Source organism: Budvicia aquatica DSM 5075 = ATCC 35567, from assembly GCF_000427805.1.
Taxonomy (GTDB): Bacteria; Pseudomonadota; Gammaproteobacteria; order Enterobacterales; family Enterobacteriaceae; genus Budvicia; species Budvicia aquatica.
On record NZ_ATYS01000031.1, the window covers coordinates 49,942 to 63,499 of the forward strand.

The 13,558-nt window shown below is 46.6% G+C and carries 14 protein-coding genes and 1 pseudogene; 3 read left to right on the forward strand and 12 right to left on the reverse strand.

Annotated elements, in window-relative coordinates; all coding sequences use genetic code 11:
* Positions 1-77: 77 nt before the first annotated feature.
* The 7 genes from thiL to bioA all read right to left on the reverse strand — a co-directional run bounded on the left by thiL (position 78) and on the right by bioA (position 6,329).
* Entirely contained in the window at positions 78-1,076 is a 999-nt protein-coding gene (gene thiL / locus YWE_RS0113310; RefSeq protein ID WP_029094990.1) for a thiamine-phosphate kinase, read from the reverse strand.
* 97 nt (positions 1,077-1,173) lie between these two features.
* Entirely contained in the window at positions 1,174-1,596 is a 423-nt protein-coding gene (nusB, locus tag YWE_RS0113315; protein WP_029094991.1) for a transcription antitermination factor NusB, read from the reverse strand.
* A gap of 54 nt (positions 1,597-1,650) precedes the next feature.
* A complete protein-coding gene (gene ribH / locus YWE_RS0113320) occupies positions 1,651-2,121 on the reverse strand; it encodes a 6,7-dimethyl-8-ribityllumazine synthase (protein ID WP_029094992.1) in 471 nt (156 codons plus the stop codon).
* Positions 2,122-2,322: 201 nt separating this feature from the next.
* A complete protein-coding gene (gene ribD, locus YWE_RS0113330) occupies positions 2,323-3,432 on the reverse strand; it encodes a bifunctional diaminohydroxyphosphoribosylaminopyrimidine deaminase/5-amino-6-(5-phosphoribosylamino)uracil reductase RibD (protein ID WP_029094993.1) in 1,110 nt (369 codons plus the stop codon).
* A 7-nt stretch (positions 3,433-3,439) separates the two neighbouring features.
* Entirely contained in the window at positions 3,440-3,889 is a 450-nt protein-coding gene (gene nrdR, locus YWE_RS0113335; protein ID WP_029094994.1) for a transcriptional regulator NrdR, read from the reverse strand.
* Positions 3,890-4,127: 238 nt separating this feature from the next.
* On the reverse strand, positions 4,128-4,994 hold the full coding sequence (locus YWE_RS0113340; RefSeq protein ID WP_029094995.1) for a DMT family transporter: 867 nt from the start codon (positions 4,992-4,994) through the stop codon (positions 4,128-4,130).
* A 48-nt stretch (positions 4,995-5,042) separates the two neighbouring features.
* A complete protein-coding gene (bioA, locus tag YWE_RS0113345; protein WP_036016036.1) occupies positions 5,043-6,329 on the reverse strand; it encodes an adenosylmethionine--8-amino-7-oxononanoate transaminase in 1,287 nt (428 codons plus the stop codon).
* A 100-nt stretch (positions 6,330-6,429) separates the two neighbouring features.
* On the opposite strand from bioA, the gene bioB reads away from it, so the two are divergent.
* Both bioB and bioD read left to right on the forward strand, forming a co-directional pair.
* Entirely contained in the window at positions 6,430-7,467 is a 1,038-nt protein-coding gene (bioB, locus tag YWE_RS0113350; RefSeq protein WP_029094997.1) for a biotin synthase BioB, read from the forward strand.
* A gap of 40 nt (positions 7,468-7,507) precedes the next feature.
* The gene (bioD, locus tag YWE_RS0113355; RefSeq protein WP_029094998.1) at positions 7,508-8,188 is read left to right on the forward strand and encodes a dethiobiotin synthase; all 681 of its coding nucleotides are present in this window, start codon (positions 7,508-7,510) and stop codon (positions 8,186-8,188) included.
* A gap of 79 nt (positions 8,189-8,267) precedes the next feature.
* Here the strand turns inward: bioD and secF are convergent, their stop codons facing one another.
* From secF to YWE_RS31660, 5 genes are all read right to left on the reverse strand, one after another.
* Positions 8,268-9,236 carry a protein translocase subunit SecF gene (gene secF, locus YWE_RS0113360; protein ID WP_029094999.1) on the reverse strand — a complete coding sequence of 323 codons (969 nt, stop codon included), beginning with the start codon at positions 9,234-9,236 and terminating at the stop codon, positions 8,268-8,270.
* A gap of 10 nt (positions 9,237-9,246) precedes the next feature.
* Positions 9,247-11,097, reverse strand: coding sequence for a protein translocase subunit SecD (gene secD, locus YWE_RS0113365; protein ID WP_029095000.1), 1,851 nt, complete (start codon positions 11,095-11,097; stop codon positions 9,247-9,249).
* A gap of 40 nt (positions 11,098-11,137) precedes the next feature.
* The gene (gene yajC / locus YWE_RS0113370; protein WP_029095001.1) at positions 11,138-11,470 is read right to left on the reverse strand and encodes a preprotein translocase subunit YajC; all 333 of its coding nucleotides are present in this window, start codon (positions 11,468-11,470) and stop codon (positions 11,138-11,140) included.
* A gap of 28 nt (positions 11,471-11,498) precedes the next feature.
* A complete protein-coding gene (gene tgt / locus YWE_RS0113375) occupies positions 11,499-12,623 on the reverse strand; it encodes a tRNA guanosine(34) transglycosylase Tgt (protein ID WP_029095002.1) in 1,125 nt (374 codons plus the stop codon).
* Between the two features lie 401 nt (positions 12,624-13,024).
* On the reverse strand, positions 13,025-13,150 hold the full coding sequence (locus YWE_RS31660) for a S24 family peptidase (RefSeq protein WP_227659968.1): 126 nt from the start codon (positions 13,148-13,150) through the stop codon (positions 13,025-13,027).
* Positions 13,151-13,238: 88 nt separating this feature from the next.
* Between YWE_RS31660 and YWE_RS29625 the strand changes: the two are divergent.
* Positions 13,239-13,558, forward strand: a pseudogene (locus tag YWE_RS29625) (helix-turn-helix domain-containing protein); the annotation flags it as partial.

The following is a 13,558-nucleotide window of genomic DNA, read 5'->3' on the forward strand; positions in this document are numbered from 1 at the left end:
AGGTAGTAATTGGCGCCAGATAACGTTGATGAGCACCCACTCATCAACGTTATTTCAAACATACATAACTCGCTTATCTAGCAGGCATGATTTTCCTGTGAGCCACTGGCAAAGTGATCATATCCACTTAAATCCAACGACACCGGCTGATTATTATCACACAGCTGAAAACCGGTATGTTCCGGCATAATCTGCCCAATACAGGTAAATGGAATGCCTAAATCTGTCAGTGCCGTATCGATCATTCCGCGGTTTTCTTCAGCGACAGTAAAGCATAACTCGTAGTCTTCACCACCCGATAATGCCCATGTCAACGCCTGTTCACGGCTACAGCTGGACTTTAACGCGTCTGATAATACCAAACGATCCAAATGGATTTTTGCCCCGCACTTACTGGCTTTAAGAATATGCTTTAAGTCTGAAATTAAACCGTCAGATAAATCAATCGCCGATGTAGCTAACTGACGAATGCCTAATCCCATCAGAATGCGAGGCTGAGGCCTGAGGTGGCGTTTAACCAAATAGTCGCGCACCTCGTCATCTTCGACGCTCAGGCGGTTTTGTAAAATGGCCAACCCAGCAGCGCTATCCCCCAGCCAGCCGGTGACATAAATCCAGTTGCCAATTCTTGCACCGCTTCGGGTTAGCTCTTTCCCTACCGGAATCCAGCCATTAATCGTCAACGTTAGGCTAAGCGGGCCCTTGGTAGTGTCACCGCCAATAAGCTGCATGCCATAATAGTCGAGCACACTAAAGAAGCTGTCACTGAAGCTTTTAAGCCAAGTCTCATCTATTGACGGTAGCGTCAGCGCCAGAGAAACCCAGGCAGGATCGGCCCCCATCGCAGCCAAATCACTTAGGTTAACCGCCAGTGATTTATACCCCAAATCGGCAGGATTGATATCAGGAAGGAAATGAATACCGGAAACTAACGTGTCAGTACTTATGGCTAAATACTGTTTTTCAGCAGGAATAAGCAACGCGCAATCATCACCAATACCTAAACGAACGTCTTTTCGGGAGTTACCCTGCCGGTTAAAATAACGGGCAATAATATCGAACTCACCACATGACATAATAGCAATACTCCAAACAAACTCAGAAATAAGGCCGGCAATGCCGGCCTTACTAGTATCTTAATTGTCAAAAACAAATCTATTAAGTCGCGACAAACTATTTCGCATTCCGTACGCGGATACGAGGAACTACTTTATCCAGAACCCCGTTCACAAACTTGTGACTATCTTCAGCACCAAAGGTTTTCGCTAACTCAATTGCTTCGTTGATCACAACTTTATAAGGTACATCTTCGCGCTTACTAAGCTCATAAACAGCTACGCGTAAAATTGCTCTTTCAATCTGGCCCAATTCGTCAAGCGTACGGGACAAATAAGGAGCCATCAGCTTATCCAGTTCGCCAGCGTTGATTGCCGCTCCGGTAAAAAGCTCACGGAAATAGGTCAAGTCAACGTCTTTGACATCCTGTTCAGTCAGAAATTCTAACTCGACATCAGCGATATCATTTTTGGACAACTGCCAAGAGTATAACGCCTGGACGGCGCACTCGCGGGCGCGGCGGCGAGCTGCAGGTTTCACGGAATTCCCCTTAAATAAAGTCAGACAATCTAATTCAATTGAGCATAATCGCTCTTACGATTTGATTGCCTTAATAACATTAATCATTTCCAACGCGGTCATCGCAGCTTCTGCACCTTTGTTACCGGCTTTTGTTCCGGCACGTTCGATAGCTTGTTCGATGTTTTCAGTGGTTAACACACCGAATGAAACTGGAATTTTACTGTTGATAGCAACGCCGGACAAACCGGTACTTGCCCCACCAGCAACATATTCAAAGTGAGCAGTACCGCCACGGATTACAGTACCCAGTGCGATAATTGCATCGTACTTACCGGTATCAGCCAGAGTTTGGGCCGCTAAAGGTAGCTCATATGCGCCCGGAACCCACACCACCGTAATATTTGAATCAGAAACCTGACCAATACGTTTTAGTGCATCAATAGCCCCGTCAAGCAGGCTATCGTTAATAAAGTCGTTGAAACGAGCAATAGTAATAGCAATACGAGCTTGCGGTGCTGCAACAATACCTTCGATAACGTTCATAAAAGCATTTCCTTGGTTTCTTGATTCAATAACCCGGCAAGGGGGCGGATTCTATCATATTCTTTTAACTGCTGCGCTTCGGATTTACTTCCCGGTGCAGAATTATACCCTAAATAATTGGCGTTGCCTCGCAACGTCAAACAAGCCAGTCTCAGCATAGCTAACAAAGAGACAGCTTAAAGTATCGCGGGTAGCCTGTTATTACGTTTGCGGGAGCAAACGTAACCGCAAATCATTTCCTACCTGCTGCACATCAGCTAACTTAAATTCCGGAGCCTGAGATAAGGCACTCAGCCCGGGAAGTTTGCACAACCCACGGGCATCATCACCCAGCAACTTAGGTGCCATATAGAGTACTAACTCATCGACCAGCCCAGCCTGCAATAGTGCCCCGGCAAGCGTTGGGCCCGCTTCAGTCCATATGGTATTAATCTGCCGCCGACCCAGTTGCATCATTAAAACAACCAGATCGATACCGCCGTTATGAGCCGGAATCACCATTTTTTCAATGTTATCAGGCCAACGCTCATCGCCTCTCTCGGTCCGCACCAGCAGGATATCACCGGGCAGTGAGAACAACCGCAAATCCGGCGTCACACGGTTGTGTCCATCGAGAATAATGCGTAATGGCTGGCGTAAATCCCTCTCAGGATACTCCTGACGTATGCCGTTACTTAATTCACTCCAACGGACATTTAACGAGGGGTTATCCGCGATAACAGTCGCACTGGTGCTGAGAATGGCAGAGCTTTCAGCTCTGAATTGTTGAACGTCTTTTCTGGATGCTTCTGACGTTATCCACTGACTTTCTCCCGAAGCCATGGCCGTTTTACCATCCAGAGAAGCGGCAAGCTTAAGCTGAAGATAAGGAAACCCGGTGCGCATGCGTTTAAAAAAGCCTTGGTTAACCCGTTCGGCTTGCGCCATCATTAACCCGTGCTCGACTTCAATACCCGCCTGCTGCAGTCGAAACAGCCCTCTTCCGGCAACTTCAGGATTAGGATCCTGCATGGCGGCCACAACCCGTTTCACACCGGCACTAATCAGTGCATCAGCACAGGGGGGCGTACGCCCATGATGGCTACAAGGCTCCAGAGTTACATAAGCTGTAGCACCCAACGCTTTTTCACCAGCCATACGCAAGGCATGAACTTCAGCATGGGGCTCACCGGCCCGTAAATGAAAACCTTCTCCTACAATCTGGTCATTGAGGACAATAACACAGCCGACATTAGGGTTTGGCGAAGTGGTAAAACGACCCAGTTGCGCCAGTTCCAGCGCCCGGGCCATATAAACGGCATCATTTTGCATTAGATAATCAGTCCTGCAGTTTTGCGATCTCTTCGCCAAATTCACGAATATCTTCAAAGCTACGGTAAACAGAGGCAAAGCGAATATAGGCGACTTTATCCAGCTTTTTCAGTGCTTCCATCACCAGATTACCGACCATTGAGGCTGATACTTCCCGTTCTCCGGTAGCCCGTAGCTGAGATTTAATATGGCTAATAGACATTTCAATATCGTCAGAATTTACCGGACGTTTCTCTAATGCTTTGAGCATGCCACGACGCAGTTTTTCTTCATCAAAAGGCTCGCGAATCTCATTGCTTTTAATAATGCGCGGCATGACTAACTCAGCAACTTCAAAGGTAGTAAAACGTTCATTACAATCCAGACATTGGCGGCGACGGCGCACCTGCGAGCCGTCACCGACCAAACGTGAATCTATCACTTTGGTATCAACCGCGGCACAAAATGGACAATGCATAACCTCTCCTGAAATAATGACTGAATCAAAGGCGCATTTGTTAATTAACCCATATTCTAAACGGCTACGCTCAATAGTGATATACCTAGCCTGACTGAAAACCTATTTTATCGCGGTTCTCAATGGCTTTATCTACCTATAAAGAGAATATCGGCCAAAATTGCCCTATTTTTGGCCGCACTATTAACCGAACGCTGAACTATACCCTAAGTAATGTGCGTTGCAGGACGGGATATATTCATCTTCTCACCGCTGAAGGAGAGATAATCCATGTTTTATGTACCCACAGGGATAACAGTAGGATGGCACCTCCGGTAAGGGTTTTTGCCCATTCAGGCGTTTCCTGCCAGATAAGGAAATTTATCATCAGGCCTACCGGGATCATGGCATTATTCATAATGGCCAGCGTCCCTGAATCTACTTTTCCGGCGCCATAGTTCCACATAAAATAACCAAGACCTGAAGCGCCAAGGCCCAGCCAAATAAGAATCCCCCACTGCAGGCCGGTGGTAGGCAATCCGTTGCTGTCCCCGAGCAATAACCACGCGATCGTAGCTACACATAAGGCTCCGCAATAAAACCATGCGCTACTCTGCAATGGCGGTAATGGATAAAGCTCCATCGCGCGTTTGTAGCCAACTTGCCCTAAAGCAAAGAAAAAGTTAGCGATTTGAATAATCAATAAACCAAACCAAAACTTTTCCCCCGGATGGCTATAGTTAATCACTCCTGCTCCAACCACTGCCAGCAACGCACTAAACAGATAGCCTACCCGCAAAGCGTCACCACGTAGCAGGTCATAAATCAGGGTAATGTAAATCGGCATGGTAATCCCGAACATCAGAACCTGTGGAACGGTTAAATATAGAAATGATTGATAATAAAATAGGTACATAATCCCGAGCTGGCAGGCTCCGGCGGCCGCAAAAGCCAGCGCAGATTTAGCCTCAGCGCGACGAATGCGAATAAATGGTACAAAGACCAATGTAGCTAGCCCGACTCTCATCAGAATAGAAAACCAAGGATCGACATGGCCCGCTAAATAAATCCCAATCAGACTAAAAGAGAATGACCATATTACGGTAGTAATAATAAGAAATGGCATGCTGCGTTCCTGAAGCTAAAAGTTATCATCTCGAGAATATTCATTCGCTTAACCGAACGTTATCTCCGGCTCAGATAGCGCATTACCAATAGCATCAGTTAGTCTGACAAGCTGTTCTGGCGAGATAATATAGGGAGGCATAAGGTAAATTAGCCTGCCAAAAGGCCGGATCCATACCCCCTGCTTAACGAAGAATTGTTGTAACTTTGCCATATTCACCGGGCGGACTGTCTCAACCACGCCTATAGCCCCCAAGACCCGAACATCTTTGACATATTCAGAGTTCAGCAGCGGCTTTAATTGCCGATTTAATATCAATTCAATATCAGCAACCTGCTGCTGCCAGCGGTTTTCGCTCAGTAGAGCTAAGCTGGCACAGGCCACTGCGCAAGCAAGAGGATTAGCCATAAAGGTGGGTCCGTGCATAAAACATTTAGCTTCGCTCTGGCTGATAGCGTCTGCCACTTCCCGAGTGGTTATCACCGCCGATAGCGTCATATAACCACCGGTTAGCGCCTTACCCATACACTGAATATCCGGCACGATCCCGGCATGCTGACAGGCAAACAGCTGGCCGGTGCGACCAAATCCGGTAGCTATCTCATCAGCAATCAACAAGATTTGATATTTATCGCAAAGCTGACGTACTCGTTTGAGGTAGTTAGGATGGTAGAAACGCATTCCCCCCGCCCCTTGCACAATAGGCTCGAGTATCACGGCGGCGATAGTTGTGTGATTGCGTTCCAGCATATCGGCAAAATTATCCATTTCGCCCTCCTGCCACTGACCGCCAAAAATCACATCTGGGGATTCAGCAAACAGATTACTCGGCAGATATCCCTGATAAAGGCGGTGCATAGAATTTTCAGGATCGCTGGCTGACATCGCACCAAAAGTATCGCCGTGGTAACCATGTTTAAAGGTCATAAAACGGTGACGGATCTGACCTTTTCCCTGCCAATATGTCACGGCCATTTTCATCGCGACCTCTACCGCGACCGAGCCGGAATCAGCTAAAAAAACGCATTCCAGCTCACTGCCAGTCATATCGACTAAACGCCGACACAGCTCGATAGCCGGCCGGTGGGTTAGGCCACCAAACATCACATGCGACATGCTTTTTAATTGTTCTGATACCGCCTGATTAAGCCGGGGATGGTTATAACCATGAATAGCGGCCCACCATGACGACATGCCATCAACCAAAATAGAGCCGTCTGCAAGCTGAAGTTCAACCCCCTGCGCACGGCTTACCGAATAGCAGGGTAAAGGTTGGGTCATAGAAGTATAAGGATGCCAGATGTGGCGACGATCAAACTCAAGGTCAGAAAGCATAAAGATCACTTGTAAACTAAATTGACATATTTTTAGTTTACAATTAAAGTTTTATTAAAACCAAGTAAAATTTAATTGTAAATAACGAGATATCATTTTTATGAGCAAATCATTGCGCTGGACACGAGAACAAACGCAGGCTCTGTTTGAGCAACCGCTATTAGAATTACTCTTTAGCGCACAGCAAATACATCGCCAACATTTCGACTCGCGCCAGATTCAGGTCAGTACTCTACTCTCCATTAAAACCGGGAGTTGTCCGGAAGATTGTAAATACTGCCCTCAAAGTGCCCGCTATAAAACCGGATTAGCGGCTGAACCATTGATGGAAGTTGAGCTGGTTTTAGCCTCAGCCAGACAGGCAAAAGCCGCAGGTTCAAGCCGTTTTTGTATGGGTGCCGCCTGGAAAAACCCTCAAGACCGAGACCTGCCCTATCTGGAACAAATGGTGGCCGGCGTTAAAGCGTTAGGAATGGAAAGCTGCATGACGCTGGGGTCATTGACTGACCGGCAGGCTCAGCGTTTAGCCGATGCCGGGCTCGATTATTACAACCATAATCTGGATACATCGCCGGAGTATTACAACAAAATCATTACCACCCGCAGCTATCAGGAACGGCTAGATACGCTGGATAAAGTGCGGCAAGCAGGAATAAAAGTCTGCTCAGGCGGCATCGTCGGGTTGGGTGAATCAGTTACCGATAGGGCTGAGTTACTGATGCAATTGGCTAACTTGCCAGCGCCTCCGGAAAGCGTGCCCATCAATATGTTAGTTAAAGTTGCCGGTACCCCGCTGGAACATACCGAAGACGTTGATCCCTTCGACTTTATTCGCACTATTGCCGTAGCCAGAATCATGATGCCGACATCTTACGTTCGGCTTTCAGCCGGGCGGGAAAAAATGAGCGAGCAGACTCAGGCTATGTGCTTTATGGCCGGGGCTAACTCAATTTTCTACGGCTGTAAATTGCTGACCACACCAAATCCGGCTCAGAACAGCGATCTTAAGTTGTTCAAAAAATTGGGGCTGAATCCGGAAAACTCCGTTATTGAACAGACCGGCAGTGAACTGGTTGCTCAAGTAAACAAACAGATGCTGGAAGCGGACACTGAGCTGTTTTATAACGCCGGTCGCTAAATATGGGTCGATAAGTGAGTCACCTTTTCCGGAGTAGCATATGTCTAAATCCTGGTTTATCACCGGTACTGATACCAGCGTAGGAAAAACCATCGCCAGCTGTGCCCTGCTTCAGGCCTTATCAGCTAAAAGACATCGGGTATCTGGCTATAAGCCGGTCGCTTCAGGCTGCGACTTAATGCCGGAAGGCTGGCGCAATAGTGACGCTCTGTCACTACAGGCAAATTCATCTTTCAGCCTCACCTACGGTGAAGTCAATCCTGTCGCATTTAAGGAGCCGACATCCCCGCATATTGCGGCGGTTATGGAAAACAGACAAATAGATATACAGCAGCTATCAGACGGTTTAGATCGTCTATCACAAAAATCAGATGTGGTGATTATCGAAGGTGCCGGAGGTTGGTACACGCCGTTAAACGAACGGGAATGCCTGTCTGACTGGGTTATAAAAGAGAAACTTAACGTCATTCTGGTAGTCGGAATAAAGCTCGGCTGTATCAATCACGCCTTACTGACTCAGCGAGTGCTGATGTCTGAAAACATACACCTTTCAGGCTGGATTGCTAACAGCATCGAAGCCAGAAACACCCATTATAACGCTTATATAGACACGCTAAAAAGCCGATTAAATGCTCCGTTAATTGGTGAAATCCCCTATCTAAGCGGCAAACAGAAATCGGCACCGTTAGCGCAATATATTTATCTTAATCAGTTGGTATAAAACTCTGTGCGCCAGCGATGGTAATCCACAAAAAAGCCCTCAACAACGAGGGCTTTTCTATTTCAAACAACGGCGACCATTAAGGCAGAATCGAAGGCTGATCTGCGCCCTCTTTTTCCACTTTTTGTGTCAGCATATGCTCACGCTTAACGCCCAGTTTAAGTGCCATATAAGCAGCAACCCAAATGGATGAAACGGTTCCCAGCAGAATACCAATGGCTAATGACTCAGAGAAGCCTTTAAGCATTTCACCGCCAAAGAACAGCAAGCACAGTACTGCCAGTAAGGTAGTACCTGAGGTCATTAAAGTACGGCTTAGCGTCTGAGTTAATGAGACGTTCATAATCTCATAAGATGTACCGCGACGAATCTTACGGAAGTTCTCACGTATCCGGTCAAATACAACGATGGTATCGTTGAGGGAGTAACCGATAATTGACAGCATTGCCGCTACAATCGTCAGGTCAACCTCGCGTTGGAAAAACGAGATTATACCCAGGGTAATCACCACGTCATGCGCCAGTGCAAATACCGCACCAGACGCCAGACGCCACTCAAAGCGAACTCCGACATAAACCAGAATACACAGCAGACAAACGATAATTGCCATTAATCCCGACTGGGCCAGTTCGGCTCCTACGCTAGGACCAACAAACTCAATACGCTTAACTACCGCGCCTTCATCGGCGTTCTGATGCACAATATCAAGTACCTTAGTACTTAATGCATCGCTGTTCATGCCTTCAATAGGCGCCATACGAATCATTACATCGCGGGTGCTACCAAAATTCTGAACAATCGGATCTTTAAAACCTTGCTGATTTAGATCGCTACGGACTTTTTCCAGATCGATCGGATGAGTTAATCTCACCTCAATCACCGTACCACCGGTAAAATCCAGACCCCAGTTAAATCCTTTCACGCCCATTACGACAAATGACAGAACCACTAAGATCATTGAGATAGTGAAAGCGGCATTACCCACGCGCAGAAAGTCATACACTCTCCGCCCGTGGTTAAGCTGCTCTACTTTATATTCCTCTGCCACAACAGACTCCTTAAATAGACAGCTTAGAAACGCGCTTGCCACCGTACACCAGATTCACAATGGCGCGGGTACCTACAATCGCAGTAAACATCGAAGTCAATACACCGATAGACAGAGTAATAGCAAAGCCTCTAATTGAACCGGTACCCACAGCATAAAGAATCGCCGCAGTAATCAGGGTTGTTAGGTTAGCATCTAAAATACTGCTGAATGCGCCTTTGTACCCTTCATGAATAGCCTGTTGAACGCTACGTCCATTCTTGAGCTCTTCTTTTATTCGTTCGTTGATCAGTACGTTGGCGTCAACCGCCATACCTACCGTCAAGACGATACCGGCAATGCCAGGCATACTTAACGTCGCCCCCGGTAACATCGACATAACGCCCACAATGAGGATAACGTTGACCACCAGTGCCAAACTCGCTACCACACCAAAGAAACGATAAACAATCAGCATAAAGATGACAGAAACCATCAGTCCCCAGAAGCATGCTTCCAGACCCTGAGTGATATTCTGCTGACCTAAAGAAGGACCAATGGTACGCTCTTCAACAATCTGAATCGGCGCAATCAGCGCACCGGCACGTAGCAGCAGTGATAGCTGACGGGCTTCCGTCGCGTTATCAATACCGGTAATGCGGAAGCTGTTACCCAGACGAGACTGAATCGTGGCTATATTGATGACTTCTTCTTGTTTTTCAAGAATTGAACGACCGTTGGCATCTTTCTTACCGCTGTCTTTATACTCAACAAATAACGTGGCCATATTCTTGCCAATGTTATCTTTGGTGTAATCAGACATGGTATTGCCGCCGGCGCTATCCAGAGAGATATTCACCTGAGGACGGCCGTATTCATCAGCACTAGAGGTCGAATCGGTGATGTGATCGCCGGTCAAAATGACCTTCTTCAGCAACACAACCGGAGAACCATCCCGGCGATATTTAACTTCTGATTTACTACGGTCACGCCCACGCAATACTGACTGAGCATCAATATTAGTGTTAACAGCACGGAATTCTAAGGTCGCCGTTGCGCCAAGAATTTCCTTAGCTCGGGCGGTATCCTGAATACCCGGCAGCTCGACCACAATGCGGTCGGCTCCCTGACGCTGCACGACAGGTTCAGCTACACCCAACTGGTTAACACGATTACGTAATATATTGATGTTTTGCTGTACTGCGTATTCACGAGCTTCGCTTAAGCGTTGATCGGTCATAGTGGCAGTAAAACTACTTTTATCACCCAACGTAAAGACTAAGTCACGGTGGCGTGGAGTCAGGTAGTCAACGGCTTGTGCACGGGTATTATTATCAGCAAAGCGGGCAATAACGCCGCCATCACTGTTTTTTGCCACTTCGACAAAAGGAATACCTTTGGTTTGCAGTTCACTCTCAATAGAATCCTGAGTTTGTTCTTGCAGCTTAGACATGGCGGTTTCCATATCCACTTCCATTAAGAAGTGAACACCACCACGCAAGTCCAGCCCCAGCTTCATTGGATCAGCACCAATAGTCTGTAACCAACGAGGGGTTGCCGGTGCAAGGTTAAGTGCAATAACAAAGTTATTGCCCAAAGCTTCAGCTAAAACTTCCTGAGCGCGTAACTGAACGTCAGTATTATTAAAACGGACCAGTAAAGACCCACCGTCTTCCAGCACGGCCGATTTAATTTCAATATTTTGCTTTCTTAATACATCTTCAACTTGACCCAGCGTAGTACTACTGGCGGCGACTCCGCGCGCGCCAGTAATCTGAACAGCCGGATCCTCACCATAAAGGTTAGGAAGTGCATAAAGCAACCCGACGCAGATAACGAAAACCAGCATCAGGTACTTCCATAAAGGATAACGGTTTAACACAATAGTTTCCCTTCGGGAAAATCAAAAAACATAGCGCGGCTTAAAGCGCTTTCATTGTGCCTTTCGGTAATACGGCAGCAACAAAATCCCTTTTAATTGTAACTTCAGTGGTCTCGTTTAACGCGATCACGATGTAGCCAGTGTCAGAAACTTTAGCTACGCGGCCAACCAGTCCACCGGTAGTTAACACTTCGTCGCCTTTACCAATCGAAGCCATCAGATTTTTATGATCTTTAGCACGTTTTTGCTGTGGACGCAGAATCATAAAATAGAAAATCAGACCAAATACAACCAGCATGATAACCAGAGAGTAAGGACTACCTTGGGCCGGTGCACCAGCGGAAGCAACTGCGTCAGAAATAAACAGACTCATTAAAGAGATTCCTCATTTGTTATGTGAATTAATTAGCTAAAGGTGGAACAGTTTTACCAATACGATCATAAAAATCTGCAACAAAGTGCTCTAATGTACCCTGCTCAATGGCGTTACGTAAACCCGCCATTAAGCGCTGATAATATCTGAGGTTATGGATGGTATTTAATCGGGCACCCAAAATTTCATTACAGCGGTCAAGATGATACAAATACGCCCGGCTATAATTGCGACAAGTATAACAATCGCAATGCTCATCGAGCGTTGAGGTATCATCTTTATGTTTAGCATTGCGGATTTTAACCACTCCATCGGTAACAAACAAATGTCCATTACGCGCATTTCGGGTCGGCATCACACAATCGAACATATCAATACCACGGCGCACCCCTTCCACCAAATCTTCAGGCTTACCAACACCCATAAGATAGCGCGGTTTATCAGCCGGAATTTGCGGGCAAACATGTTCAAGAATACGGTGCATATCTTCTTTTGGTTCGCCTACGGCTAAGCCGCCCACAGCGTACCCGTCAAAGCCAATATCTACCAGTCCTTTTACCGATACGTCACGTAAATCTTCGTATACGCTGCCTTGGATAATACCAAATAATGCATTTTTATTATTCAACTCATCAAAGCGCACACGACTGCGCTTGGCCCAGCGAAGTGACATTTCCATCGAACGTTTAGCATAGTCCCAGTCGGCGGGATAAGGCGTACATTCATCAAAAATCATGACGATGTCAGAACCCAGATCGTTCTGGATTTCCATCGATTTTTCCGGACTCAGAAAAATTGCATCACCGTTAATCGGATTGCGGAAATTCACGCCTTCTTCAGTGATTTTACTGATATCACCCAAGCTAAAGACCTGAAAACCACCTGAGTCGGTTAAAATCGGACCGTGCCAGTTCATAAAATCATGCAGATCGCCATGCTTACGCATGATGTCCTGGCCCGGGCGTAGCCACAGATGAAAAGTATTACCGAGCAAAATTTGTGCTCCGGTCTCTTTCACTTCTTCCGGGGTCATTCCCTTAACCGTGCCATAAGTGCCTACGGGCATAAAAGCAGGCGTTTCAACTACGCCACGCTCAAAAACTAAACGCCCGCGTCTGGCTCGTCCATCTGTTGTTTGTAATTCAAACTTCACTTAAAACCTCCGCCACCAGAAAAACAGTCTGGAGCATTACAAAAAGTATCGCATTCTAAACACTTGCAGAGCCGCTGTACATGCCAGCCAGCAAAAACATGCTTGGTATATTTTATCTGATTTATGCTCTTTTGAGCCGTTTTTGTGTCACATCTCCGACACAATAGTATCCATACTCTGACCATAATAAGGGTAGAAGTTGATTGATATTGGGAATGGTGGGTATGAGTAGCACACAGACACTTTTAACTTAACAATCACGTATAGGATTCTAGACTACTGCGATGATTTACAATAGGTAGTATAATGGTGTGGCTAATTGTTAGCACTCTACGCTTAATATCTTCCAGTGTATTAGCCGATTCAGGTACAGGTTTGGGGCTACAGAGATCGCTAGGTTCCTACAACTCATATTGAGTAGTCATTGATCTATCAACAATTAGAATATCGCCAATATTTATTCCTTCATAGATCATCGAGTCTCCATCAGCATGAACAAAAAATGTCGCAGCTAAATAGCTTCGCAAAATAGTAGATCACTTAGAGGGAACTCAGCCCGGATTGTGCGATCTAATCAATCGCCAAAAAGAAACAAACCACCAATCGGACTGAGCGATGCCGCTCATAGCAGCTATCCCTGATGAAGAACGACTGTTGATGCGTAAAAAAGCACAGCAGACCCTCGATAAAAACTATGCCAGACGTCTCATTGCCATACTGATGCTGCATCAGAGAATGACTGTCACCGACGTCGCCAGAATACTTTGCGCCGCCCGCTCATCCGTTGGACGGTGAATAAACTGGTTTACTTTACATGGTGTTGAGGGACTAAAAAGCCTTAAAGCCGGACGCGCCCAACGCTGGCCGGTTGCGGATATTCTTAAGCTCCTGCCGCTGCTGGTTCAACGTTCCCCGCAAGATTTTGGCTGGCTTCG